The sequence below is a fragment of the Methylotenera sp. genome (assembly GCF_030653755.1).
Classification (GTDB): domain Bacteria; phylum Pseudomonadota; class Gammaproteobacteria; order Burkholderiales; family Methylophilaceae; genus Methylotenera.
Genome location: NZ_JAURYU010000045.1, coordinates 278,456 through 303,436 on the forward strand (window position 1 = coordinate 278,456; position 24,981 = coordinate 303,436).

Here is a 24,981-nt window from a genome sequence, read left to right on the forward strand (position 1 = left end):
CCGTGAATTAGGTCACGGTTCCCATGCGTTTTTTCATTGCTTCGCTTTTAATCGCGTTTGTATCAGCCTGCTTCACTTTGTCGCTATTAATCACTTCTTGATTACTTTCTACGCCTGCGACTTTTTCTTTACTTAACATTTCTGTCGGCCTACGCACCGCAAAACCACTCGGATATCGCAAATCCACATACGCAATTTTTTTATTCAAACCTACCAAGGTGCTGCTATACACATTGGCAAACTTTTCTAACCTTGCTTGCATTTCCACTCGACCCAATTCAAGCACAATGCCGTTGGTCGTCGTTATCTGCCAAGCACGTCTTGGTGTTAACGCTAAAGTCGACACCTCTAACTTAGCGGTTTTCAACACTTGATTTAAAGCATCGTATTGTGATGCCACTTCAATCACACCATTATCTGGGCCATAAAACACAGGCAAGTCACTACCAGAAGCCGCATGAAACAGCTCCCCCTGCGTGTTCACCAAGGCCGTGCTACCCCAACGCGCTAATGCTTGATGTTCTTCAATGATCACTTCTAACTTATCTGGCCAGCGACGACGCACACTCACGTTGCGTGCCCAAGGTAACTTTTCAAAGGCATCGCGTGCATTAATTAAATCCAGCGTAAAAAAATTACCTTTTAAATGCTTTGCTACAATCAGTTTCACCTGCTCACGGCTCACGTGATGCAACTGCCCATCCACCTTCACTTCACGCAGTGGAAAAATCGGCAAATGCACTACCACATATACCACTGCATACATCATCGTTACCATACTTAATGCGTACAGTAGGTTTGCTATCCAGTTGAGTAATGCAGGCCTATCCCACATGTGCTAACCTCAATATTTTCACCACTAATTCATCAAAGCTAATGCCAGCAGCTTTTGCTGCCATTGGTACCAAACTATGGTCTGTCATCCCAGGGCTAGTATTAACTTCTAAAAAGTAATGCTTACCTGCTTCATCCATTAAAAAATCTACACGACCCCAGCCTTGGCAACCTATAGTATTAAATGCAAGTAATGCTTCTTGCTGGATAAGCGCTTCTTTTTCTGCACTCAAACCAGATGGGCATCTATACTCGGTGTCATCGCGCAAATATTTAGCTTCAAAATCATAAAACTCGTTCTTTGGCACAATGCGCACAATAGGCAGTGCCTGATTGCCCAAAATGCCCACGGTGTATTCACCGCCACCAACAAACTGCTCAGCAATCACTAACGGATCAGACTTGGCCGCCAACTCATATGCAGCTTTGAGCTCACCAGCTTGTTTTACTTTACTAATGCCAATGCTTGAACCTTCGTTGGCTGGCTTTACAAACAAAGGCAAACCTAGTTTTTTCTCAATCGCATCAAAGTCAGAATCTGCAGTCACCACTTCAAATGCTGGTGTACTCACCCCAGCTGCTGACCACATCATTTTGGTGCGCCATTTATCCATACCAATCGCGGATGCCATTACACCACTACCCGTGTAAGGAATGCCTAGTAGCTCCAAAGCCCCTTGCATCGCACCATCTTCACCAAAACGTCCATGCAATGAAATCATGGCTAAATCAAATGACTCTAAATCGTGCAATAGTCTTGTTGCTGGGTCAAACGCATGGGCATTAACCCCTTGTCTTTGCAGTGCGGCAAGCACAGCCGTGCCGCTTTTAAGCGAAACGTCGCGTTCGCCAGACTTACCACCTAACAACACTGCTACTTTTCCAAAATCCTGCATTATTCTCTTACCTCTAATTCGCCTAGCACTTTAACTTCTTGTTGAAGTGCAACCCCTTGTTTTTCTAACACAGTTTCTCGCATATGCTGAATTAACAGTTCAATATCTAAGGCATTTGCCCCGCCAATATTCACAATAAAATTCGCATGTTTTTCTGACACTTGCGCCCCGCCAATGATGTAACCTTTTAATCCACTCGCTTCTATTAGTCTTGCCGCAAAATCACCCGGCGGATTCCTAAATGTTGAACCAGCGCTTGGTTGATTCAATGGCTGGGCGGCAAGACGTTTTGCTAGCAATCCTTTAATTTTCTGTGCCGACTCTTGTGCGTCACCGTGCTCTAATCTCAACCATGCCGCCACAAACCATTCATCTGAAACAGGCATATCAACATGTCGATAACTTGGGATGAAGACCGCCGCATCTCGGGTGTTAAGCTCACCGTGCCTGTTTATTGTCGTCACACGCTTCACTACATTCCATGTTTCACTGCCATAGCATCCAGCGTTCATCGCAAGTGCACCACCCAAAGTACCTGGAATGCCTGCAAAAAACTCTGCGCCCTGCCTTGCTTCTTTGGCGCAAAATTTTGCCAACTTGGCGCATGTCACACCAGCCTCTACATATACCGCCTCGCCATCCATTTGCAGCGTAGTTAACACGTTATGCATCAACACTACCGTGCCACGTATACCGCCATCTCGTACTAATAAATTTGAACCTAAGCCGATAAAATAGATTGGCTCAGCTTCGTCCAGACTTTGTAAAAATTGACGTAAGTCTTCCAAACCTGCCGGAATATAAAACTGATCAGCACGGCCACCGACGCGCCAGCTTGTATACCGCGCTAATGGCTCGTTTAAAAGTAGCTTTCCCTTATGCTGAGTCATGCAGCAGCTACTCCTTTTGATTGCGATGCTTTATTCAACTGTAACTCTCTGGTCTTTGACGCAACCTGACCAATCGAACCCGCACCCATCACAATCACCACATCATCAGCATGCGCAACATCTAAAATGGCCTGTGGCAACTCATCTGTCGTTTCTACAAATAGAGGCTCTACCTTGCCTGCGACGCGAATCGCACGTATCAGCGAACGCGCATCCGCTGCAACAATCGGTGCTTCCCCCGCTGAGTACACCTCTGTTAGCAACACCACATCAGCACTAGACAGCACTTTTACAAAATCTTCAAAGCAATCCCTAGTGCGCGTATAACGATGTGGCTGGAATGCCATCACTAAACGTCTGTTAGGGAACGCACCACGCGCTGCCGCTATCACGGCCTGCATTTCTACTGGGTGATGTCCATAATCATCAATTAGCGTAAATGTGCCATGGCTGCTTTCATTACGTGGCATTGCTGGTACTTCGCCATAACGCTCAAAACGTCTGCCCACGCCCTTAAATTCTTTCAGGGCTTTAATGATGGCGACATCTGGCACATTCAACTCACTGGCAATCGCAATCGCCGCCAACGCGTTTAGTACATAGTGATTACCTGGTAAATTCAAGGTCACATCAAACTCAGTGGTCACACCGTTAATACGTTGCACGGTAAAGTGCATCTTGCCATCATCGGCGCGTACGTTTTTAGCACGAATACGCGCGTCTTCACTCAAGCCATAGGTCATCACTGGCTTAGTCACGCGGGGCAATATCTCGCGAATGTTGGCATCATCCACACACACCACCGCCATGCCCCAAAACGGCAATTGTTGCAAAAACTCTACAAATGCACTTTTCAGTTTTTCAAAGCTGTGTTCATAAGTGTCCATATGGTCTTGGTCTATATTGGTGACCACCGCCATCACAGGTGTTAGATGTAAGAATGAAGCATCAGACTCATCCGCCTCCGCAACAATATATTCACCAGTGCCCAACCTAGCATTGGCATTGGCTGCTTCTAACTTGCCGCCAATCACAAACGTTGGATCCATGCCTGCTTCCGCCAAGATACTGGCGATTAAACTAGTCGTGGTCGTTTTGCCATGCGTACCTGCTACCGCAATGCCTTGCTTAAAACGCATCAATTCCGCTAGCATGAGCGCACGCGGCACGACTGGAATCTTTTTCTCACGTGCGGCTTTAACTTCGGGGTTTGCTTCATTTACCGCAGATGACACCACAACCACATCGGCATCTTTCACGTTTTCTGCTTCATGGCCTTGGTAAACCGTTGCTCCAAAGGCAACTAGTCGTTTGGTCGTTGCATTAGAGGCTAAATCTGAGCCGCTAACGTTGAAGTCTAAGTTGATCAGCACCTCAGCAATCCCGCTCATACCAGAGCCGCCAATTCCAACAAAATGGACATTTTTAACTTTATGTTTCATTTCGCGACTCCTTGCGCTGCTATTTGTATGCAAATTTTTGCAACATCAGCGGTGGCTTCTGGTTTACCTAAAGCTCGTGCTTGCTTAGCCATTTCTAGGCATTTCTCACGATTCAGCTCTTTTAGTAATTTCGTCAATTTCTCTACACTCAATTCTTTTTGTTGCACCAATATCGTGGCGCCTGCATCAGCTAAATACTGGGCATTACTTGTCTGATGATCATCTACCGCAAAAGGGAACGGCACCATTAACGAGCCCAATCCTGCAGTTGAAACTTCAGCCACGGTTAACGCACCCGAGCGACAAATCACAAAGTCAGCCCATGCGTACATCTCTGCCATATTTTCGATATAAGCACGCGCATCTGCATCCACACCTGCTTGCTTATAATTGTTTTGCAATACCTCAATATGCTTCACGCCAGCTTGGTGTACCACTTGCGGACGTTTATCCGCTGGTAATTTTGCCAATGCCTGAGGAATCACCTCATTCAATGCTTGCGCACCTAAGCTACCACCCACAATTAATAATCTTAGTGCATCTGTTCTGCCTGCAAAGCGTTGTGCTGGCGCTGCTATTGCTGATATATCTGCACGTACTGGATTACCTACCAATAGCGCCTTGCTTCCAAATGCAGCAGGAAATGCAGCCAAAATCTTGGTGGCAACTTTTGCCAATGTTTTATTTGTCAACCCAGCCACTGAGTTTTGCTCATGTATGACTAATGGGCGGCCTTGCAATCTCGCCATCAGCCCACCAGGAAATGCTGCAAAGCCACCCATGCCTAACACCACATCTGGTTGATACTTATTTAACGCTTTCAGGCTCTGAGCAAATGCTTTTGCTAACTTCACTGGCAATAACAACCAACCTAACAACCCATTACCACGTACACCTTGCATAGTAATCATGGCTTTATCGTAGCCTTTGTCTGCAATGAGCTTATTCTCCATGCCGCCTTGCGTACATAACCAAACGATATTCCAGCCTTCGCTTTTCAAAGTATCAGCCACTGCCATAGCAGGATAGACGTGACCGCCAGTACCGCCAGCCATCACCATCAACGTTTTAGTTGTTGCCTTACTCATGCTGGCAGCCCTTTTTGGAGTCGACGATTCTCAAAATCAATCCGTAGTAATATCGCAATTGCAACACAGTTAGCCAAAATACCACTTCCACCAAACGACATTAAAGGCAACGTCAAGCCTTTGGTTGGCAACAATCCCATATTCACACCCATATTGATAATGCTTTGCACACCAATCCAAACCCCTAAACCCTGCGCTAATAAAGCTGAGAAGTAGCGCTCATTTTCAATCGCTTCTTTAGCAATCCCAAACGCGCGCATGAGTATCCATACAAACAAACCAATCACGGTTAACACACCAATAAAGCCTAATTCTTCAGCAATCACCGCTAATAAAAAGTCGGTATGGGCTTCTGGCAAGTAAAGTAACTTCTCCACGCTAGCGCCTAAACCCACACCAAGCCATTCACCGCGACCAAACGCAATCAATGCATGTGAGAGTTGGTACCCTTTACCATATGGGTCTGCCCATGGATCCATAAAGCCAATCACACGCTCTAAGCGGTAAGGTGAGCTCCAAATCAGGAACACAAAACCAACGACTAGCAAAATAATCAAACCGCCAAAAATTCTTGCGTTAATACCACCCAACCACAAAATAGAGATTGATATTGCGGCAATCACAGCAAACGCACCAAAGTCAGGCTCATTTAATAACAGGCCACCAACAAGCAACATCACAAACAGCATCGGCATAAAACCTTTGGTGAAGCTATCCATCACCGCAGCCTTACGCACGGTGTAATCTGCCACATACATGGCAGCAAATAATTTCATAAACTCAGAGGGCTGTAAGTTAATCACAAACAATGACAGCCAACGGCGGCTACCCCCTACCACTTTGCCTATGCCAGGTATCAACACTAATACCAACAATGCCAAACCCAACAAAAATAGGTACGGCGCCATTTTTTGCCACCAAGCCATTGGTACGTTAAACGCAATAAATCCAGCCGTTAAACTCACTACCAAGAATATGGTTTGGCGAACCAAGTAATAACTACTGTTATAACCAAGCACTTTGTCAGATTCTGCAATTGCAATCGATGCTGAATACACCATCACTAAACCAATGCCTAGCAAAATCAAGGTCACCCATAGCAAACTTTGATCGTAGCTAGGTGAGTTGATACGTTCACGATTCAGCATAGTGGCAATCATATAGATTGCTCCATACGCTTCACTGCCGCCACAAATACTTCTGCGCGATGCACGTAGTTTTTAAACATATCCAAGCTGGCACATGCGGGAGATAGCAACACTGCATCCCCCACCTGTGCTAGCTTTCTAGCGATGGTCACGGCCTCTGGCAAATCTGCCGCGTGATACATCGGCACGTCAGTCGATAACAATTCGGCTTCGATTAACGGTGCATCTCTACCAATTAACACCACTGCACGGGCGTTAGCACTCACGGCGCTTTTAAGTGGAGAAAAATCCTGCCCTTTGCCATCACCACCTGCTATCAACACGACTTTTTGTGACAAGCCAGATAAGGCTGCACAGGTGGCCCCTACGTTAGTGCCTTTTGAATCATCGTAATAATCAACATCATCAACATTGGCAACCCATTCCACACGGTGCGGCAATCCTTTGAAGTTGTATAAAGTCTGAATAATGGGCGCAAAGTCCAAACCAATACCGCGACAAAGTGCAATAGCCGCTAAAGCATTACTTGCATTATGCAAACCAGCGATTTTTAGATCGCGTATATTCATCAGATCTTGCATACCGTAACTCAGCCAAGCTTCACCATCTGCTTGCCTAATGCCATAGCTCTGCTCATCCTCAGCAGCATCTAAGCCAAATGTCACTTGTGCCAACTTTGCGCGTGACATCATCATGCTCCATGCGTCATCACGATTTAGCACTTGTAATTTCGCTTGGTAAAAAATATGTGCCTTCGCAACCGCATAACTCTGCATGCTGTCGTATCTATCCATATGGTCTTCAGATAAATTCAACATGGTTGCGGCATCTGCCAGCAAACTGTTCGTTGTTTCTAACTGAAAACTTGAAAGCTCAAGCACATAAACATCAGGGGTTTCCATACTTAAGGCATCAAGTACTGGCAGGCCGATATTGCCAGCTACAATAGTTTTTAAGCCAGCAGCTTTGCACATTTCACCCACTAAGGTAGTCACTGTGGTTTTGCCATTTGCACCTGTAATCGCAATCAGCTTGGCACTCGCAGGACGATATTGCGCAAAAAGCTCAACATCACCCACTACCGTTACACCACGATGAATCGCAGCTTGAATTTGAGGCTCACTCAGTGCCACACCAGGACTAATCACCACTAAATCAATAGCATTAAAAAATTCAGGCTTCAATGCGCCTGTGTAAACCACTGTTTCTGGTAGCTCTGCTTTTAATGCGTCAATACCTGGCGGCACTTCGCGCGTATCAGCCACAGACAAACGTGCGCCTTGGCTATGTAGCCAGCGCAATGCTGATAGCCCTGTATCTCCAAGGCCTAGCACTAATACTCTTTTGTCTTTTAACGCGATTTGCATGTTCAACTTTACTAATTATCTAATTTCAGACTAATTACCTAATTTTCAGACTGGCAAGTCCAATCAGCACCAACATCATGCTGATAATCCAAAAACGCACCACTACCTGCGTCTCTTTCCAGCCTTTTTCCTCATAATGATGATGCAGTGGCGCCATTAAAAATATGCGCTTACCTGTGCCTGTTTTGTACTTGGTATATTTAAAATAGGTAACTTGCGCCGCCACTGATAAGGTCTCCATCACGAACACACCTCCCATGATGAACAAGATGATTTCCTGACGTACAACCACAGCCACAATACCTAAAGCTGCACCTAACGCTAGCGCACCAACATCCCCCATAAACACTTCTGCTGGGTAAGCGTTAAACCAAAGAAAACCTAAGCCAGCACCCACCATTGCAGCACAGAACACAGCCAATTCTCCAGCGCCTGGCACATATGGAATACTGAGATATTTTGAAAAATATAAATGACCTGTCACATAGGCGAAAATTGCCAATGCACCTGCCACCATCACCGTTGGCATAATGGCCAAGCCATCTAAACCATCTGTTAAATTCACAGCGTTACTACTACCAACCACTACTAAATATGTCAGCACAATGAAGGCAAAGCCACTCAGCGGTATCACCAGATTTTTAAAAAATGGAATCAGCAATGTCGTTTCAGCAGGGGTAGCAGCGGTTTGTTGTAAAAACACAGCAACGCTTAAGCCAACCACTGACTGCCAAAAATACTTTTCTTTAGCAGATAAACCTTTAGGGTTGCGATGTACAACCTTGCGCCAGTCATCCACCCAACCAATAATGCCAAAACCAAGTGTCGTAAAGAGCACCACCCAGATGAATCGATTACTTAAATCAGCCCACAACAAGGTTGAGATAGCAATCGCAACTAATATCAAAGCACCACCCATGGTTGGCGTACCCGCTTTAATCAAATGTGTTTGCGGCCCATCATCACGCACAGATTGACCAACCTTATAGTGGGTCAATTTTCGTATTAAAGTTGGCCCCACTACAAATGAAATAATCAAAGCGGTGAGCGTTGCCAACACAGCACGCAACGTAATGTAGTTAAATACATTAAATCCACGGATGTCTTGTGCTAACCATTGCGCTAGTTCGAGTAACATTGTCTATCTCCCAATTCGCTTATTGCTTGTTTTCTACTAACAAATTCACTACACGTTCCATTTGCATAAAACGCGAACCTTTTACCAAGACCGTGGCGCCTGTTTCAAGCATTGGCAACACAGCCTGAGCAATGGCTTCAGGTGAGTTAAAATGCTCAGCGCCTTGTCCAAAATTCTGTACAGTTTCCACACTTAAATTACCTAAGCAATAAAGCGTTGTTAAACCTGTAGTCTTGGCATATGCACCAATTTCCGCATGCATATTTTTGGCATCAGCGCCCAGTTCACCCATATCACCTAACACTAGTATTTTTTTGCCTGTAAGCTGCGCAAGCACATTGATTGCAGCTTTCATAGAGTCAGGGTTAGCGTTATAAGTATCATCAATCACAACAGCCCCATTGATGCCAGCTTTCCGCTCTAAGCGGCCATACACCCCTGTAAAGCTTTCTAAACCACGGCCAATATCCTCAAGTGAAATACCTAATGCATAAGCCGTTGCACTTGCGGCTAAGGCATTACTAATATTGTGTTCGCCTTGCACATGCAATTTAATATTTAGCTCACCTGCTGGTGTTACCAGCGCCATACTGCTAAAACCGTCACCTGCTTGATAGTGTGCACTTACATCAGCCTGTTTTTTCAAGCCAAATGTCAGCACATTTCTTTGCGAGTTAAGCGACTTCCAATACTCAGCATAGTCACTATCTGCATTAATCACAGCAACACCGCCTTGCTTTAATCCTGCAAAAATCTCACCCTTAGCCTTTGCTATATTTTCTCGTGAACCCAACTCACCAATATGCGCAATACCAGCGTTATTGATTAACGCCACATCTGGTTTTGCAATATGCGTTAAATAGTCAATTTCGCCCAAATGGTTCATACCCATTTCCAGTACGGCATATTGATGACTTTGATTCATCTTGAGCAAAGTGAGCGGCAAGCCAATATCGTTATTCAAATTACCGTAAGTCGCATGCACATACTCTCTGCCGTTGCTAGCAATACTCAAAATAGCGGTGAGCATTTCCTTGGTCGTGGTTTTACCGTTACTTCCCGTTACGGCGATAACTGGCACGTCAAATTTCTCACGCCAGTATTTAGCCAGCACACCTAATGCTAACCTTGTATCGGCAACCACTAAGCGCGGCGCGGCTTGTACTGACGCATCAGAAACCAACACGGCTACTGCACCTAGCTTTAAAGCGTCTTGTGCAAAGGTATTCCCATCAAAGTTGGCGCCTTTCAGTGCCACAAACAACTGGCCTGCGACAATATTGCGGCTATCACTACCCACAGATGTAAATTGCACGTCAGTACCTACGTGCTTTGCATTCAATACGCTGGCGATTTCAGACAAATTCATCATTTGCTTACCACCACTTCTTGATCAGGCAGCCAAGTTAACAGAGCCGCTTTTGCAATGGCAATATCACTAAACGGCATTCGTACACCGTCAATTTCTTGATAACCTTCATGCCCTTTACCTGCTAACAACACAATGTCATCTTTATTCGCAAACTTAATCGTCTGCTGTATAGCGATTGCTCGGTCAGTTGCAATGCTTGGTTGCACCGTCATACCATGCACGATTTGTTCAATAATGAGTGCTGGACTTTCACTACGTGGATTGTCACTGGTCACCACTACATGGTCAGCTAATTTTTCTGCGATTGCGCCCATTAGTGGACGCTTACCCACGTCACGGTCACCACCGCAACCAAATACGCAAATCAACCTACCTTGCGTCTGCTCGCGCAAGCTCATCAATACGTTCTTTAAAGCATCAGGCGTATGTGCATAATCCACCACAACCAATGGTTGATTGCCTCCACCAAATTGCTCCATACGTCCCGGCACTGATTTAACTTTAGCAATCGCAGACACCGCATCATGCAATGGCACTTTGCGTACTAATAACGTTGCCAGCACGGCTAGTAAGTTATAAGCATTAAAGCGTCCTAATACTGGGGCTGCCAACACAGCCTCACCTTGTGGCGTTATCACTTTCATAGCGATACCAAACTGATTTAACTTCAGCTCCCTCGCACGTACATCACCGTGCGTTAATCCATAGGTCATGCATGGAAAATCACTTTCACTCAACGTCTCAGCAATCTTTTTCCCAAAAGGGTCATCTACATTTAAAACTGCCGCACCCAAATTAGGCCAACTGAATAGCTTTTGCTTAGCACTAGCGTATGCATCCATCGTCTCGTGATAATCCAAATGGTCACGCGTCAAATTGGTAAACACAGCTATATCAAACTCGACACCGTTAACACGCCCCTGATCTAATCCATGTGATGAAACCTCCATCACCACGCTTTCAGCGCCTTGCTGTGCATAATCAGCCAACATCGCCTGTAATAAGATTGCATCTGGTGTGGTATTACTTGCTTCCGTTAACCCTTGGTCTTCTGCACCAATAAAGCCATTGCCTATGGTGCCTATCACCGCAGCTTTTTTATCTAATGCTAACAACGCCTGCGCAATCCATTGGCTAACAGATGTTTTACCGTTTGTCCCAGTTACACCAACCATGCCAAACTTACGTGATGGATACTGATAAAACTCTGCGGCTATCTGACCTACTTGTTGCTTTAATTGATTTACACCAAGATTCGCAACATTTAATGCAGGATCCCATGCAAAGTCCTGACCTTCCAAAAGCACGGCACTTTCCCACAACACAGCACTAGCACCAGCCGCTATCGCCTGTGCAATATATTGGCGACCATCACTATGTGTACCTGGATAAGCCAAAAAGAGCGCTCCAGCGCTTACCGTGCGACTATCAGCCGTAATAGAAGTAAAGTTCAAACCCAATGTTGAGAGTAAAGTCATATGCTTTCCTTTACATCCTCAACATTGCTCGGAATCACCACATTATTATTGGGCGCATCTTGCGGCACAGATAGCATGCGTAACGCATCTGCCATCACAGCACTAAATACTGGCGCCGCTACTGTGCCTCCGTAATACTCTCCGCTACTCGGGTCATCAATCATGACAGCCATAATCAGGCGTGGGTTAGATGCTGGTGCCATTCCCACGAAAGAGCCTACATATTTATTCTTTTCATATCCACGTTCACCAAGTTTATGTGTCGTGCCAGTTTTCCCAGCTACACGGTAACCCAACACCTGTGCTCTAAGCGCTGTACCTCCTGGCAAAACAACCAACTCCAACATATCTTTCACTTCATTTGCAGTTTTTGCACTAAACACCTGCGTACCTACTGGCACATCTTTTAACTTCAATAAAGAAACTGGCTTCAATTCACCATCATTTGCAAACACGGTATAGGCCCTTGCCATCTGCAACAAAGTCACACTAATCCCATGACCATAAGACATCGTAGCCTGCTCAATCGGACGCCAAGTTTTATAATCACGCAACCTACCTGAAACCTCTCCAGGAAAGCCTATACGCGTTTTTGCACCAAAACCGATTAAGTTAAACACTCCCCATAAATACTGGGGCTCAAGAGACAGCGCCATTTTCACAGCACCAACGTTTGAGGATTTTTGAATTACTTCTGAAACGCTCATCACACCATGTGGGTGCGCATCATGGATAGTAGCAGAGCCTATACTCATATAACCTGGCGCAGTTTGAATCAACGTTTCTGGTCTGTATTTACCAGACTCTAGTGCAGCAGCAGCCGTCACCGTCTTCATGGTTGATCCTGGCTCAAAAATATCAGTAATCGCACGATTACGAGTTTTACCTTGAATATTCACAGGGTTATTTGGGTTATAAGTCGGCACATTCACCATTGCCAGCACTTCACCGGTTTTCGCATCCAACACAATCGCTGCACCCGCATTTGCTTTAAACTTATCAACCGCTTTGGTCAGTTCACGATGCGCTAGATACTGAATCCTGCGATCAATAGATAATGTAATATCCGCGCCATCTTGCGGCACTTTTACTGCTTCTAAATCCTCAATAATCCGACCAGCACGGTCTTTAATCACTTTGCGACTTCCGTTTTTGCCTGATAACGCATCATTCATCGCAAGCTCAAAACCTTCTTGGCCTTTATCATCAATGTCGGTAAAGCCCACCAAATGTGCAGTCACATCACCCGCAGGGTAATAACGTTTATATTCCCGCTGAAGATACACGCCAGAAATCCCTAGTCGCATAATCTCAGCAGCCAACTCTGGAGAAACGCGGCGCTTCAAATACACAAACTCACGTTCACTCTTGGTTAACTTCTTATCAACAGTTTCCTTCTTTAAGCCCAGCAACTCAGCCAGCTTCTTTGTTTGGCTTGCAGTAATTTGCACATCTGATGGATTAGCCCATACAGACTCTACTGGAGAGCTAATCGCCAATAACTCACCGTAACGATCAGTAATTTTTCCGCGCTGAGAAGGCAACACCAACGTACGGCTATAACGTGCATCGCCTTTTTCTTGCAAAAAACGCTTATGAAAACTTTGTAAATACACACCTCTGCCCAACAGAGCGGCAAACCCCAGCAGCACTATCACCAACAATAGGCGACGGCGCCATGCTGGCAGCTTTACAACCACCAAAGGTGTATGCATAGCCATTAAGGCGCCACCTCATTTTGCAGATTAGTCGATTGAATCAAAGGCAAACGAGACACCAAGCTCACCACTTGTATCCTCTTTGCATCAGGCACCTGCATTTGCAATTGCTGAGCAGCAATTAGCTCAATGCGCGAATGCATCGCCCAAGTACTCTGCTCTAATTGCAACTGACCATACTCTTGGTTGTACTGTGTTTCAGTTTGGTTCAAATGCTCTAACTCTATGTACAATTTACGCGCTTGATGCTGCGCATTGACCAACCCCAATGATGAAAACATCAAAGCAAAAAATAAAATCAGATTAAGGCGCGTCATACCACCGACGTCCTTTCCGCTACGCGCAACACAGCACTACGCGAGCGCGGATTAGCCTTCACTTCTGCATCACTAGGTTTAACTGCTTTCCCCACACTCTTTAACCTAGGCTGAGGCAAATCAGCCGCACGCACAGGAAAGTTAGCTGGCAAATCATCACGATCTTCTTGATCGCGAATAAACTGCTTCACCATGCGATCTTCAAGCGAATGAAAGCTAATCACCGCAAGCCTACCCTGTGGTGCCAGCAAGCTAAGACATTGCGGCATGGTTAACGATAATTCCTCAAGCTCCTTATTGACGAAAATCCGTAAAGCTTGAAATGTGCGCGTTGCAGGGTTCTGCCCTGGCTCGAAGCGCGTGACTGCACCTGCCACGACCTGGGCAAGCTGCCCAGTAGTGGTGATGGCACGCCCGTCATTGCGCTCCGTAATAATCGCCCTTGCAATCGACTTAGCAAACCGTTCTTCACCATAATTTTTTATAACCTCCGCTAATTGCTGCTCTGTTGTACGGCCAAGAAACTCTGCCGCTGTTTCACCACTACTTTGATCCATGCGCATATCAAGCGGCGCATCGTACCTAAAACTAAATCCACGGCTAGCCTCATCAATTTGCGGAGACGAAATGCCAAGATCCAATAAAATCCCATCCACATGACTTACACCCAACTCTGCCAAACGCGCTTGCATGGCGGCAAAGTGGCTATGTACCAGCATAAAGCGAGCATCCTCAATTGCCTTGCCAGACTCAATAGCACTCAAGTCACGATCAAATGCAATCAAACGCCCGCCATCACCAAGCTGCGCTAAAATTTTTCTGGAATGCCCGCCACGCCCAAACGTACCATCTACATAGATACCATTTGGCTTAATATCTAAAGCATGCACAGCCTCATTCAGCAACACAGTGACATGCGCGCCTACAGAAGAAGCCTCATCCCCCATGCTTTGATTTTGATTTGAATTTAATGCTGACACTTCTTGTGGGTACTTTTCTAACTTATCAGCGCTTTTCGAAGACGCTTTTTTTGAAGACAATGATGCTTTGGTGGGCGCGCTGTTCACGCCCTTAATCACAGCGAAAATCCCTCTAATTCTGCTGGCATTGCAAAACTGTCACTTTGCATTACTTGCTCTAACTGAGCACGCCAAGCAGACATGCTCCACAATTCAAAATGGCTACCTTGGCCAACTAACATCACCTCTTTATCTAAACCAGCAAAATCACGCAATACTGGCGACACTAATAAACGACCTGCCCCATCTAAACTAATATCTTCAGCAAAGCCAACCAGCAGCCTTTGTAGCGCACTTGATTGCTTATCAAACGATGATAATGCCATCATCTTTGCCTGAATCGGCTCCCAAGCAGGCTGTGGATATAACAACAAGCAACGATGAGGATGCGCCGTTAGCACCAAATTGCCGGCGCACTCAAGCTGCAACGCTTCCCTGTGCTTTGTTGGCACAGCGAGCCTGCTCTTGGCATCCAAACTTAATGATGTAGCACCACGAAACATACGCTTGTTATTTCCCTTAAGGCCCTATAGAGCCCAAACAAACAATTTCAAATATAAAAAATGGGGAACTGCCTAATCTCACTCAACCGCCTTACCAATCAAATAACCCTTAGTAGTTATCTAACGAGCTAATATTTATTACCCAATCCAACACTTCAATTACAACAACTGACCAATGAGCAATTCCCCACAAAAACCCACTTTTCCCCACTAATATGCACTATAGATAAAAAAATTATGCAATGCAAGCGCTTTTTTGCTATTTTTTCTTTATACGTCAAGGACTTAGCGCATTTTTGCGATAAAAATAAAATCGTTATAAATTAAGCACATACAAAACTGTGTGAATGTAGATTATTAGAATAGTGATGAAAGCGTTTGAATTGTAATTAAGGGATAATATTTAAATGTTTTGATGATTAATTAAGCAGATTTAGTACGGAGACAGCAAGAGACCAAGCCAATACGCAGTTCAGGAGGGTAGATTAAAAATAGAGGCGATTTCTCATAACATTATTCACAGCCTAAAACACCTAACAAATAATGTGCAACACATTGAAAATATCAACAAATTGATGACGCAAAATACATTCGTTACCATATATTTGCCAAGTGGAAGTTAAAAACTGATTAACTTGATAAAAAGCACGTAATAACCGCAAGGGTCATCACCATTTCACTAACCGCTGAAGCAGCAAGTTCAATGCGAAGGGCATCACCATCAACCTAAGCAGCTAAAGCTGCAAGATTGGTGCGATAAGCCACTGAAGTGGCAAGTGAAAGAGTGAAGCTGGCCGATAAGCCGGGTTCTGTTTGCGTTTTGCAACGCATGACAGTCATTCATCTAGGCGTACAATTACTTGCACGCTCAAGCAACCTACCCGCTGGCAGCGCGAGCCACGCCAATACCAGCCTATTTGGTCTTGCTGCGAATGGAGGTTACCGCGTTTCACCGTAACTTAATACGCTCGTCTCTGTGGCCCTATTCCTCGCCTTATACCTTGCGGCTTTCAACGGACGGCCATTAACCGTCATCCCGCTCTATGCAGCCCGGACTTTCCTCCCCTCTCATTAACTAATCCAGTAAACTGGCAAGTTAAATGTGAGCGGCGACTGTCTAGCCAGCTTCATGCGTATTTTAGCATGCAGCAAGACAAACTATCCGAGTTTATTGCCTGACGAATCAGCGGCAAAAAAGTCTGAGCAAGACTTGAACACTAGGAAATATAAAAGGGGATGAATGTGTTGAAGCAACATTTGCACTTAAAACTTGAAGCCAAGTTATTTAAGCGCCCGACAAAATAAGCACAATCGTTAAATAAATAAAAAGAAACTATCTATAAAGCTAATAATATTTAGTTAAGCGAAAGTATCGATACTATTACCAAGATTTGGGGGATTATTAGGTAAAGATTGTGTAGCTGCTTGAATGAGCTGCAACGAGCTTTGAGCACTGATGTCGATAGCTTTTTTAAACACAGCCAATTGCACATCAGTGGCAGTTTTGTACTGTGCAAGATTAGACGCCGCCGCTGCTACTCCTGATATATCCATACCAAGCTCCAAACTTAAAAATGCAACAACCGAATTACAAGTTAAGCACTAATATCAATAATAGTGCCCATCAACATATCATTATTGGACTTAAATACGGATAAATTAGTCATGTAAGTATTTCTGGCTTTAATTTGCTCAACCATATCAGCTTCTAAATTATTGCCAGACTGCGCAGCATTTCTAATATCAGCAACTTTAGTACCACCCTCAGGCAAATCAGCCTGCACGACTTCTTTTCTTGTAAAGCCATCCGTGCTGAGGTTGGCAATATTATTCGCAGCTACGTCTAAGCGAGCTTGCGCAGTATACATGCCAGATAAAGAAGTATTTACATTCATCATTTTAATTTAACTCAATAGATTAAGCTCACACTAACAAGTAGCTTCAACACTGTCAATCAATATACTTTTTTGAATGTAGTTAAGCAAATTAATGTTATAAATACAATTATGACAACCTCTCAACACAACAACCCTTTACATGGCGTTACATTAGAAGCCATCCTGACCTATTTGGTAGATTATTACGGCTGGGAAGCGCTCGCGGAGCGCATCTCTGTCAATTGCTTTAGTCATGATCCTAGCATTAAATCCAGCTTGAAATTTTTACGTAAAACCCAGTGGGCTCGGGACAAGGTGGAGAGCCTCTACTTAGCTTCAATCAAGAAGATCTAAAATAAGAAAGTGTTAAGATAGGCGTTAAATCATCTTCCAACTCAACATTTGATCAGCCTTCAACGGCACCAACACATCACCTTCATACGGCAAGCTACTAGGCACTTTCCAAGTTTCTTTAACCAAGGTCACTTGCTCAGTATTACGGGCTAGCCCGTAAAAATCTGCGCCATAGAAACTTGCAAAACCTTCCAGCTTATCTAAAGCGCCAGCTGCTTCAAACGCCTCTGCATATAGCTCCATTGCGGTATGGGCTGTATACATACCAGCACATCCACATGCGGCCTCTTTTGTATGCTTAGCATGTGGCGCACTATCCGTACCCAAGAAGAATTTAGGGTTTCCAGAAGTTGCCGCTTTTACCAAAGCAACACGGTGTTCTTCACGCTTCAAAATTGGTAAACAATAATGATGCGGCTGAATCCCGCCTTTAAACATGTCATTACGATTCATCAACAAATGGTGCGCAGTAATCGTTGCCGCCACGTTGCTTGGTGCCTGCAATACAAAATCAGCGGCATCTTGAGTAGTGATATGCTCAAACACAACTTTTAAGCTTGGGAATCGATTAAGCAATGGAATCATATTGCGCTCAATAAACACACGCTCGCGATCGAACACATCAACATCGCTATCGGTTACTTCAGCGTGCGCTAGCAAGGGCACGCTCAATTTCTCCATCGCCTCCAGCGCTTTAACGCAGTGACCTAAATTGGTCACGCCAGAATCACTGTTAGTGGTAGCACCAGCAGGGTAAAGCTTAACCCCATGGACAATGCCACTTGCTTTAGCACGCTCAATTTCCTCGGCAGTCGTTTTATCAGTGAGATACAAGGTCATCAACGGTTCAAAGTTTGCGCCTACTGGTAGCGCGTTTAGAATGCGCTCACGGTATTCAATTGCCAACGCAGTGGTTGTCACTGGCGGACGCAGGTTCGGCATCACAATCGCACGCGCAAACTGTCTTGCCGTATCAGGCAACACTGCTTTAAGCGCGCCACCGTCCCTTAAATGTAAGTGCCAATCATCTGGGCGTGTAATGGTAAGTGACTGCATAGGATTATTCATGTTCAATAGCTCTAATTCAATAGTACGTGTGGTTATTCAGATTGTTGTTTTAACTGTAGTGCAAAATCGTATAAAACGTTCTTTTTTTCATGGGTGATTTCTGTTGCCAATTTAACAGCCTGCTTGAGTGGCAACTCCGCCAATAACAACTTTAATACGCGGACAGTCTCTTCAGGCATTTCTTCTGCATCTTTAATGGCGGCAGCTTCTACTAGCAACACAAATTCTCCGCGTTGCTGATTAGTATCAGCCTCTAACCAAGCCACCGCATCTGAAAGGTTGCAACTGTAAATCGTTTCAAAAGTTTTGGTCAACTCACGCGCAAAAGTAATGCGGCGTTCACCACCCAACACTGCGCACATATCAGCGATGCTATCTACAATACGATGTGGCGCTTCATAAATAACCAAAGTCACAGTTTGTATTTTTAGCGTTTCCAACACTTTACGCCGTGCAGCACCGCTTGCGGGCAAAAAGCCGTGGAATAAAAAACCATTTTGCACAATACCACTGGCTGACAAGGCTGTAATTACAGCACTCACGCCTGGCACTGGCACCACTCTCACGCCAGCCTTACGCACCAGATCAACCACCACAGCCCCTGGGTCACTAATCCCTGGGGTACCTGCATCGGTCACAAGCGCGATACTTTCGCCCGCATTAAGTAGGGACAACAACTTTTCCGCTGACTGATGCTCATTATGCTCATGCACAGCAATTAGTTTTTTGCTAATACCAAAATGACTTAACAAGCCAGATGTATGGCGCGTGTCTTCCGCGGCAATCGCATCGACTGCTTTAAGTGTATCCAACGCCCGCAAGGTAATATCTTGCAGATTTCCAATTGGCGTTGCGACAACATATAATATGCCTATAGGATACAAAATTTAATGACCAATAATTTAATAAACATCATTTTAGCAACATGCCTGCTTTTTAGCAGTTTAAATTTAGCCGCAGGGCAAATCAGCACATCCAGCCATAAAGCTGAAGCACAGTTTTTAGCTGGCGAAGCCTGCCTTAAGCAAGCCAATACGGCATGCGCAATGGTAGCTTTAGCAAAAATACCTAGTAGCTCGCCTTACGCTAAGCTATTACAAGGTGAAATTGCTTTTCACAACCAAGCACTAGATCAAGCGCTACAGCTATTATTACCACTGCAATCTGAAACACAATTCACTACAGAAGCAAAAACGAGTTTGCACCAATACTTGGCAAATGCATTTGCACAACTACAAGATACAGAACAAACCTTAGTACATTTATTACAGGTTGATATCGCCCTATCTAAAACACAAGCCTCACAGCAAACAAACGCGACGGCCTTAAACCATGCAAAAATATGGGACCTACTGAACAAGCTCAATCAAAACGAGCTACTGGCTATTCGTGGGAACAACACCGACGACCACTTTCAAGGCTGGGTTGATCTAGCCTTAGCCGCAAAACATCAAGACCTGAACAACAGCCTAAAAACTTGGAAAATCAGCTATCAAGACCATCCAGCAGTAGCATTTTCTAGCACTTTACAAACACATAACGCAGCGCAAACGCTCAAGCTGCAATCAGACAATGTTATTGCGATTACTTACAAAACAGCGTCGGATGCAAATAGCGCCAGAGCAGAAGCATTTAAACTCGGACTGCAAACCGCACTTTCACATCACGGACTGAACAACCCTATTTATATCAGCGCATCCACAAATGATAAGCCAGACAATCACGAGCAAAACTTATCAGTCACAGAAACAGAAGCAGAGTCACCGTTAGTGAATCCTTACCTCATCGCGCTACAGTTTGACCAAAATACTGATGAAGCTGAGTCCATTAGACATCAATCAACCATCCACCAAACGTTAACCCTAGGTTTTGACTTAAATGATGAAGCCGAGAAAATTGTAAAATTTGCCTCTAATAACGTCATTAGCCGTGTTGCGATTCTTACCACAGAGGACGAAAGCTCAGTAGCGCTACTTAATCACTTTAGCGCTGCATGGCAAAAAGCATTTAACTTAAACGAAGACCACAACACCCTCAATATCATCACATTGCCACAACACATCTCGGCCAGCGACCCAAGCTTGCTCGATATTCAAACAAAAATCAGTACCAATCCACACGACATGGTACTTTTAGCACTGTCTGCTACTGATGCACGTACCATCAAACCATACATGAATGCTGGCACACCCACTGTCGCATTCTCCAACCTACATGAAATATCTCCTGATCATCAGTTAAATACAGTACGCTTTGTAGAGATTCCTTTTTTATTACCATCAAATGTAGAACTCTCCGCACACCAAAATGCAGCAACGCAACTGAAATCAAACGATCTATTGCGCTGGTATGCATTAGGCGTGGACGCTTTACCCATACTCATTGCCACGCAACAATCTAACGAAAAAGAAGTAATCATTAATGGACTAACTGGGAAAATCAGCGTTAGCCGTGGCATGATGACACGCGAGCTATCCATGGCAAGGTTTACTTATGAAGGCATTACCAATGAGCAGTAAAATAAAATGAATGACTGAAAAATCACAAGCCAAACATCTAACCGAAGGTCAGGCAGCAGAAAAGATTGCTGCAACTTTTCTGCAAAAAAGTGGCCTTAGATTACTAGAGAAGAACTATCGCTGCGTGCATGGTGAAATTGACCTTATCATGCGTGACGGAAAAACACTCGTCTTTGTTGAGGTGCGCTTACGAAGCAATTCTAAATTTGGGGGTGCTGGAATGAGCATCACACCCAGCAAACAACAAAAACTTACGCGTACTGCCGAGCTTTATTTGCAGACTAATGGCGACAGCGCGTGTCGCTTTGATGCAATTTTAATGCATGCACTCGACATAACCGCAGTAGAATGGATAAGAGATGCCTTCTAAACTACAGTAATGTTTTACTTAAGCTTATGCCCCAATTAAACCACCCACCCATCAAAGGACGTTAATTATGAAACTACCCATTAAACTATTTGCCGCTTTAGCACTCGCCTCACAAATCAGCGCTTGCGTACCTCTTGTAGTAGGCGGTGCAGCAGCAACTGGCGTCATGGCAGCGGACAGACGTACATCGGGCGTATATGTTGAAGATCAAAACATCGAACTAAAAACGATTAAAAAAATTCACGACACTCTTGGTGAGGATGCACACGTCAATGTCACTAGCTTTAAAGGCAATGTGCTATTAACAGGTGAAGTGCCTAATGAAAATGCAAAAACTCAGGCTGGCAATATCATTCTAGCGACAGAAAGCGTGCGCAGCCTAACTAACGAGTTGGCAATCGGCCCTAAAACATCATTGAGCTCTCGTGCTAATGATTCTTTTCTCACTTCAAAAATTAAAACACAATTTGTGACAGAAAATCGCTTTAGTGCCAATTACGTTAAAGTTGTGACTGAAAACAGTATCGTCTACTTATTAGGTTACGTTACACAAAAAGAAGCTGATGCTGCTGTAGAAATCGCGCGTAATGTCAGCGGCGTAACTACTGTAGTCAAAGTTTTTGAATACATACCTTAACTAAACGTAAGAAACTTGGCATAAGGAAATTTGGCGATAGCTTAAGTGCACTCACAGTCAGTTAAGCGTAATTACTAACATATCAACCTCGCTGCTAACTTTAATTAGTGGTGAGGTTGTTTAGTGTGATATTTACTGGCAACAGTAATGATTAAAGACCACTCAAACTAAGATCAAAACATCTCAATAGTTTCAAAAGCTTTTAAAACAAGCTATGTTTTCATCATGGCTGGCAATGATATAATGCAACAAATCTTTAAGCTGCTAAAATAAAAGTAGCGCAATTACCGGTAAATTATTAAATGACTACAGAACACACCAATGCTCAAGAGCCACAAGAGATTATCATTGAAGGTAACACTCGTGCAGGCAAACCTTTCCGCCCTAGCGACTGGGTGGATCGTATGTGTAGCACCTACGCTACATTTGGTGAAAATCGCAAGCTAAAATACTCACCATACTTAAAACCACGTGTGGTAAATGGTGTACGTTGCTTAGCGGTGGATTTAAAATTAAAAGTCGTCAATCCAGAGGGTTACGCGCAGTTAATGCATTTTGCTGACGAAAATCAACTAAATGTACTCGATAGCAATGGCAATAGCATCCCTGTGCCACACTAGCTAAAGATTACTAAACACAGAGCCTTATGCGCAGTGAGAATAACTACGCATAAATTACGCAAGGCAAGCCAGCAAACCTTAGTGTGTGCTGGCAGACTTTATTAAACTTTCCACATATTGCTTAGTCACTACACCGCGCTTTATTTTCACTAACTTACCCTTAGGGTTGTAAATAAAAGTCGTTGGCATCACATCCGCTGCGCCGATCTGCTCAATCACACTATCGTCACCCAGCACAATGGGATAAGACATCAGCATGTCGTCCACATAATCCTTAACCTCATTCACATCTTTATAATCAAACACCACACCCAACACAACAAGATCTTTTTGTTGATGCTGATCATACAAATTAACTAAATCAGGCACTTCCTCTAAACATGGAGGACACCAAGTCGCCCAATAGTTTACTAACACCCATTTCCCTTTATACTGAGTAAGCTGATGCTGAATGCCTGCCATGTCCTTAAGTAGGAAGTTTGGCTTCATCAGCACATCAGCATTCGATAAGCCGCTAAAGACAAGCACCAGCAACACGAATAAAAACTTATTCATAAATCCACCATAAAAACAGCAACATACTAAATTAGTAACTAATAACCACAAGCTAGCAAAAACAATTTTTTAGATGTATGCTTACTTTAAGTATTGTTTATACTAATTTACAGATAAGCAATATCATACAATCATCCACACACATAATATTGATTGCAAAAGAATAATATGGCATTAAACCTCAACATTCCAACTTTTCTCGAGCATCCAACATTTATTGCTGAAACACGTCCACAAAAAATATATCAGTTATTACAAGAGCTTAATACAGAAGATCAATTTGATATAGCCATCCACTTACACAATGAGTTGGAAACGCTTAATCGTCAAAAAGTTTCTCCAAACCAAAGAATACAAGCACTAGACTGCTACCGCTCACTCATTATCAATACAACAAATGCACTTGCTACAAACTACACCAACTCAACCCTACCTTTAGAAGACAAAGCAAAGTCTGCGGCACTTGCTTGTGGAGCATTGTGGCTAGAACTTGGTTATGGTTACAAACTTATATTAATTGACCTACAGAACCAACTCATCAAATTAGGCACAGATAAAAGCTCGGCACTTGCCATTCAGCGCGCTATGCACGCCATATCACAATATGCATTAGTTCACTACCAAACTTATCAGTCGCCACCTAACCATATTTGGAGTGATTTACATCAACTTTACTTTTGCGCGGCAAAACTTGGCGTTATACATACAATCATTCAAAACGATCTCTCACAGATACAAACTAAAAACTACGCATATTTACTTACTTCAATAGAAGACACATACAAGCACACGCTACTCATGAGCTTGGCACAACCTCATCACTTAATACAACAAGACATCAGTGTAATTACAAACTACTTAGCACACCATGTTAGCGCTGCAAGAATCACAGCTATTGAGCCTTTGGAAAACAGCTCAGGTGCGTTTATTATTAATTTAATATCAGACGCACCTCCAACACCCTACAACAAACAAAAAGCCGCACCTGATCCAGACTCTGAACTTCTGTTACACACCATAGACCTCATTCGCGACATCCATGAAGACCTTAACAAACTTCAAAATCGCACCATCCCTGCAAATGGAAGCATTAGTCCAGATGCAAACCCCAATGACTACATAGAACTACTTGCATACCTCATTACAAACTGGGGGATATCACCTAAACGTTTTTTTAATCGTTCAGCCAAAAATGGTGACATTGATATCGTTGCAGGTATTGATGATATTCACAACATCATTAATACAACACAGGTTGTTACTACCATTAGTAATTCACAGCCTAATGTGTCTAACTCACTACCTTCGCGCTGGAAAATATTAAACATCAGTGCGACGGGCATATCAATTAGACGCTATCACACCGCTGAGAAAAACATTAAAGTAGGCGGTTTGATTGCCCTAAGGGGCAAGAATGAGTCGCAGTGGTCTATAGGATTTATAAGGTGGGCTAACTGTGGCACTAGAGATCGTCTGGATATCGGGGTTCAATTGATATCACCATACGCAGATACTGCAACCGCACAGACTTTTCAGCACGGCTCTAACAGCAACATTCTAGTAATGCCAGAAATGACAGCCGTGAAACAGGCAGCAACAATCATTGCGCCAAGAGGGACTTATATCAATGGCCGCCAACTTGCATTTACATGTAATCAAAAAACTGAACAAGTTGTACTTAATAAGCTAATAGAAAGAACTCATGACGTTGAGCGCATACAATTCGACATCATCAATATGAATGCAGGCTAACTATCAGAATCCATTCAAT

Annotated in this window: 25 protein-coding genes and 1 other RNA gene; 6 read left to right on the forward strand and 20 right to left on the reverse strand. The window is 44.0% G+C overall.

Annotation, left to right across the window (positions count from 1 at the left end; all coding sequences use genetic code 11):
- Positions 1–7 precede the first annotated feature (7 nt).
- The 17 genes from Q7U33_RS09385 to Q7U33_RS09465 form a co-directional block, all read right to left on the reverse strand.
- Positions 8–835 carry a cell division protein FtsQ/DivIB gene (locus tag Q7U33_RS09385; RefSeq protein WP_304860092.1) on the reverse strand — a complete coding sequence of 276 codons (828 nt, stop codon included), beginning with the start codon at positions 833–835 and terminating at the stop codon, positions 8–10.
- Complete coding sequence (locus Q7U33_RS09390; RefSeq protein ID WP_304860094.1) at positions 825–1,730, reverse strand: D-alanine--D-alanine ligase; 906 nt, start codon at positions 1,728–1,730, stop codon at positions 825–827. Before Q7U33_RS09390 ends, Q7U33_RS09385 begins: the two co-directional genes overlap by 11 nt.
- A complete protein-coding gene (gene murB / locus Q7U33_RS09395) occupies positions 1,730–2,620 on the reverse strand; it encodes a UDP-N-acetylmuramate dehydrogenase (protein ID WP_304860096.1) in 891 nt (296 codons plus the stop codon). The genes Q7U33_RS09390 and murB overlap by 1 nt, the downstream gene beginning before the upstream one ends.
- Complete coding sequence (gene murC, locus Q7U33_RS09400) at positions 2,617–4,062, reverse strand: UDP-N-acetylmuramate--L-alanine ligase (RefSeq protein WP_304860099.1); 1,446 nt, start codon at positions 4,060–4,062, stop codon at positions 2,617–2,619. Before murC ends, murB begins: the two co-directional genes overlap by 4 nt.
- Positions 4,059–5,150 carry an undecaprenyldiphospho-muramoylpentapeptide beta-N-acetylglucosaminyltransferase gene (murG, locus tag Q7U33_RS09405; RefSeq protein WP_304860101.1) on the reverse strand — a complete coding sequence of 364 codons (1,092 nt, stop codon included), beginning with the start codon at positions 5,148–5,150 and terminating at the stop codon, positions 4,059–4,061. Before murG ends, murC begins: the two co-directional genes overlap by 4 nt.
- Positions 5,147–6,310, reverse strand: a complete 1,164-nt coding sequence (gene ftsW, locus Q7U33_RS09410) for a putative lipid II flippase FtsW (RefSeq protein ID WP_304860103.1) — start codon at positions 6,308–6,310, stop codon at positions 5,147–5,149. The genes murG and ftsW overlap by 4 nt, the downstream gene beginning before the upstream one ends.
- Positions 6,307–7,665, reverse strand: coding sequence for a UDP-N-acetylmuramoyl-L-alanine--D-glutamate ligase (gene murD, locus Q7U33_RS09415; RefSeq protein WP_304860106.1), 1,359 nt, complete (start codon positions 7,663–7,665; stop codon positions 6,307–6,309). The genes ftsW and murD overlap by 4 nt, the downstream gene beginning before the upstream one ends.
- A 34-nt stretch (positions 7,666–7,699) precedes the next feature.
- A complete protein-coding gene (gene mraY / locus Q7U33_RS09420; protein WP_304860108.1) occupies positions 7,700–8,803 on the reverse strand; it encodes a phospho-N-acetylmuramoyl-pentapeptide-transferase in 1,104 nt (367 codons plus the stop codon).
- A 19-nt stretch (positions 8,804–8,822) separates the two neighbouring features.
- Positions 8,823–10,175: a UDP-N-acetylmuramoyl-tripeptide--D-alanyl-D-alanine ligase gene (gene murF / locus Q7U33_RS09425; protein ID WP_304860111.1), complete on the reverse strand. Its 1,353-nt coding sequence runs from the start codon at positions 10,173–10,175 to the stop codon at positions 8,823–8,825.
- Positions 10,172–11,653 (reverse strand): UDP-N-acetylmuramoyl-L-alanyl-D-glutamate--2,6-diaminopimelate ligase, encoded by a 1,482-nt coding sequence (locus Q7U33_RS09430; RefSeq protein ID WP_304860114.1) that lies wholly within the window; start codon positions 11,651–11,653, stop codon positions 10,172–10,174. Before Q7U33_RS09430 ends, murF begins: the two co-directional genes overlap by 4 nt.
- Complete coding sequence (locus Q7U33_RS09435) at positions 11,650–13,374, reverse strand: penicillin-binding protein 2 (protein WP_304860117.1); 1,725 nt, start codon at positions 13,372–13,374, stop codon at positions 11,650–11,652. The genes Q7U33_RS09430 and Q7U33_RS09435 overlap by 4 nt, the downstream gene beginning before the upstream one ends.
- On the reverse strand, positions 13,374–13,688 hold the full coding sequence (ftsL, locus tag Q7U33_RS09440) for a cell division protein FtsL (protein ID WP_304860119.1): 315 nt from the start codon (positions 13,686–13,688) through the stop codon (positions 13,374–13,376). Before ftsL ends, Q7U33_RS09435 begins: the two co-directional genes overlap by 1 nt.
- Positions 13,685–14,767, reverse strand: a complete 1,083-nt coding sequence (gene rsmH, locus Q7U33_RS09445) for a 16S rRNA (cytosine(1402)-N(4))-methyltransferase RsmH (protein ID WP_304860121.1) — start codon at positions 14,765–14,767, stop codon at positions 13,685–13,687. Before rsmH ends, ftsL begins: the two co-directional genes overlap by 4 nt.
- Positions 14,764–15,210 (reverse strand): division/cell wall cluster transcriptional repressor MraZ, encoded by a 447-nt coding sequence (gene mraZ / locus Q7U33_RS09450; protein WP_019897269.1) that lies wholly within the window; start codon positions 15,208–15,210, stop codon positions 14,764–14,766. Before mraZ ends, rsmH begins: the two co-directional genes overlap by 4 nt.
- Positions 15,211–15,992: 782 nt before the next feature.
- Positions 15,993–16,339, reverse strand: an RNA gene (gene rnpB, locus Q7U33_RS09455) — RNase P RNA component class A.
- 230 nt (positions 16,340–16,569) lie between these two features.
- Positions 16,570–16,764 carry a YjfB family protein gene (locus Q7U33_RS09460; protein WP_304860125.1) on the reverse strand — a complete coding sequence of 65 codons (195 nt, stop codon included), beginning with the start codon at positions 16,762–16,764 and terminating at the stop codon, positions 16,570–16,572.
- 41 nt (positions 16,765–16,805) lie between these two features.
- Complete coding sequence (locus tag Q7U33_RS09465; RefSeq protein ID WP_304860127.1) at positions 16,806–17,108, reverse strand: flagellar basal body protein; 303 nt, start codon at positions 17,106–17,108, stop codon at positions 16,806–16,808.
- A 108-nt stretch (positions 17,109–17,216) separates the two neighbouring features.
- On the opposite strand from Q7U33_RS09465, the gene Q7U33_RS09470 reads away from it, so the two are divergent.
- Positions 17,217–17,441, forward strand: coding sequence for a VF530 family protein (locus Q7U33_RS09470; RefSeq protein WP_304860129.1), 225 nt, complete (start codon positions 17,217–17,219; stop codon positions 17,439–17,441).
- A gap of 24 nt (positions 17,442–17,465) precedes the next feature.
- Here Q7U33_RS09470 and pyrC read toward each other — a convergent pair whose 3' ends face one another.
- Both pyrC and rsmI read right to left on the reverse strand, forming a co-directional pair.
- Complete coding sequence (gene pyrC, locus Q7U33_RS09475) at positions 17,466–18,509, reverse strand: dihydroorotase (protein WP_304860131.1); 1,044 nt, start codon at positions 18,507–18,509, stop codon at positions 17,466–17,468.
- A 32-nt stretch (positions 18,510–18,541) separates the two neighbouring features.
- Complete coding sequence (rsmI, locus tag Q7U33_RS09480) at positions 18,542–19,393, reverse strand: 16S rRNA (cytidine(1402)-2'-O)-methyltransferase (RefSeq protein ID WP_304860134.1); 852 nt, start codon at positions 19,391–19,393, stop codon at positions 18,542–18,544.
- A 6-nt stretch (positions 19,394–19,399) separates the two neighbouring features.
- Here rsmI and Q7U33_RS09485 point away from each other — a divergent pair, with 6 nt between their 5' ends.
- The 4 genes from Q7U33_RS09485 to Q7U33_RS09500 all read left to right on the forward strand — a co-directional run bounded on the left by Q7U33_RS09485 (position 19,400) and on the right by Q7U33_RS09500 (position 22,655).
- Positions 19,400–21,028, forward strand: a complete 1,629-nt coding sequence (locus tag Q7U33_RS09485; RefSeq protein WP_304860136.1) for a penicillin-binding protein activator — start codon at positions 19,400–19,402, stop codon at positions 21,026–21,028.
- A gap of 10 nt (positions 21,029–21,038) precedes the next feature.
- Positions 21,039–21,398: a YraN family protein gene (locus tag Q7U33_RS09490; RefSeq protein WP_304860138.1), complete on the forward strand. Its 360-nt coding sequence runs from the start codon at positions 21,039–21,041 to the stop codon at positions 21,396–21,398.
- A 67-nt stretch (positions 21,399–21,465) separates the two neighbouring features.
- Complete coding sequence (locus tag Q7U33_RS09495; RefSeq protein ID WP_304860139.1) at positions 21,466–22,035, forward strand: BON domain-containing protein; 570 nt, start codon at positions 21,466–21,468, stop codon at positions 22,033–22,035.
- A gap of 302 nt (positions 22,036–22,337) precedes the next feature.
- Positions 22,338–22,655 (forward strand): DUF3579 domain-containing protein, encoded by a 318-nt coding sequence (locus Q7U33_RS09500; RefSeq protein ID WP_304860141.1) that lies wholly within the window; start codon positions 22,338–22,340, stop codon positions 22,653–22,655.
- A gap of 78 nt (positions 22,656–22,733) precedes the next feature.
- Here Q7U33_RS09500 and Q7U33_RS09505 read toward each other — a convergent pair whose 3' ends face one another.
- Positions 22,734–23,210 carry a TlpA disulfide reductase family protein gene (locus Q7U33_RS09505; protein ID WP_304860143.1) on the reverse strand — a complete coding sequence of 159 codons (477 nt, stop codon included), beginning with the start codon at positions 23,208–23,210 and terminating at the stop codon, positions 22,734–22,736.
- Positions 23,211–23,378: 168 nt separating this feature from the next.
- Here Q7U33_RS09505 and Q7U33_RS09510 point away from each other — a divergent pair, with 168 nt between their 5' ends.
- Complete coding sequence (locus Q7U33_RS09510) at positions 23,379–24,962, forward strand: hypothetical protein (protein WP_304860145.1); 1,584 nt, start codon at positions 23,379–23,381, stop codon at positions 24,960–24,962.
- The last annotated feature ends 19 nt before the right edge of the window (positions 24,963–24,981 follow it).

Bases quoted from the DNA above. Each gene is read 5' to 3' on its own strand.
- Q7U33_RS09385 (WP_304860092.1), bottom strand. From the start codon at position 835: ATGTGGGATAGGCCTGCATTACTCAACTGGATAGCAAACCTACTGTAC.
- Q7U33_RS09390 (WP_304860094.1), bottom strand. From the start codon at position 1,730: ATGCAGGATTTTGGAAAAGTAGCAGTGTTGTTAGGTGGTAAGTCTGGC.
- murB (WP_304860096.1), bottom strand. From the start codon at position 2,620: ATGACTCAGCATAAGGGAAAGCTACTTTTAAACGAGCCATTAGCGCGG.
- murC (WP_304860099.1), bottom strand. From the start codon at position 4,062: ATGAAACATAAAGTTAAAAATGTCCATTTTGTTGGAATTGGCGGCTCT.
- murG (WP_304860101.1), bottom strand. From the start codon at position 5,150: ATGAGTAAGGCAACAACTAAAACGTTGATGGTGATGGCTGGCGGTACT.
- ftsW (WP_304860103.1), bottom strand. From the start codon at position 6,310: ATGATTGCCACTATGCTGAATCGTGAACGTATCAACTCACCTAGCTAC.
- murD (WP_304860106.1), bottom strand. From the start codon at position 7,665: ATGCAAATCGCGTTAAAAGACAAAAGAGTATTAGTGCTAGGCCTTGGA.
- mraY (WP_304860108.1), bottom strand. From the start codon at position 8,803: ATGTTACTCGAACTAGCGCAATGGTTAGCACAAGACATCCGTGGATTT.
- murF (WP_304860111.1), bottom strand. From the start codon at position 10,175: ATGATGAATTTGTCTGAAATCGCCAGCGTATTGAATGCAAAGCACGTA.
- Q7U33_RS09430 (WP_304860114.1), bottom strand. From the start codon at position 11,653: ATGACTTTACTCTCAACATTGGGTTTGAACTTTACTTCTATTACGGCT.
- Q7U33_RS09435 (WP_304860117.1), bottom strand. From the start codon at position 13,374: ATGGCTATGCATACACCTTTGGTGGTTGTAAAGCTGCCAGCATGGCGC.
- ftsL (WP_304860119.1), bottom strand. From the start codon at position 13,688: ATGACGCGCCTTAATCTGATTTTATTTTTTGCTTTGATGTTTTCATCA.
- mraZ (WP_019897269.1), bottom strand. From the start codon at position 15,210: ATGTTTCGTGGTGCTACATCATTAAGTTTGGATGCCAAGAGCAGGCTC.
- Q7U33_RS09460 (WP_304860125.1), bottom strand. From the start codon at position 16,764: ATGGATATATCAGGAGTAGCAGCGGCGGCGTCTAATCTTGCACAGTAC.
- Q7U33_RS09465 (WP_304860127.1), bottom strand. From the start codon at position 17,108: ATGATGAATGTAAATACTTCTTTATCTGGCATGTATACTGCGCAAGCT.
- Q7U33_RS09470 (WP_304860129.1), top strand. From the start codon at position 17,217: ATGACAACCTCTCAACACAACAACCCTTTACATGGCGTTACATTAGAA.
- pyrC (WP_304860131.1), bottom strand. From the start codon at position 18,509: ATGAATAATCCTATGCAGTCACTTACCATTACACGCCCAGATGATTGG.
- Q7U33_RS09485 (WP_304860136.1), top strand. From the start codon at position 19,400: ATGACCAATAATTTAATAAACATCATTTTAGCAACATGCCTGCTTTTT.
- Q7U33_RS09490 (WP_304860138.1), top strand. From the start codon at position 21,039: ATGACTGAAAAATCACAAGCCAAACATCTAACCGAAGGTCAGGCAGCA.
- Q7U33_RS09495 (WP_304860139.1), top strand. From the start codon at position 21,466: ATGAAACTACCCATTAAACTATTTGCCGCTTTAGCACTCGCCTCACAA.
- Q7U33_RS09500 (WP_304860141.1), top strand. From the start codon at position 22,338: ATGACTACAGAACACACCAATGCTCAAGAGCCACAAGAGATTATCATT.
- Q7U33_RS09505 (WP_304860143.1), bottom strand. From the start codon at position 23,210: ATGAATAAGTTTTTATTCGTGTTGCTGGTGCTTGTCTTTAGCGGCTTA.
- Q7U33_RS09510 (WP_304860145.1), top strand. From the start codon at position 23,379: ATGGCATTAAACCTCAACATTCCAACTTTTCTCGAGCATCCAACATTT.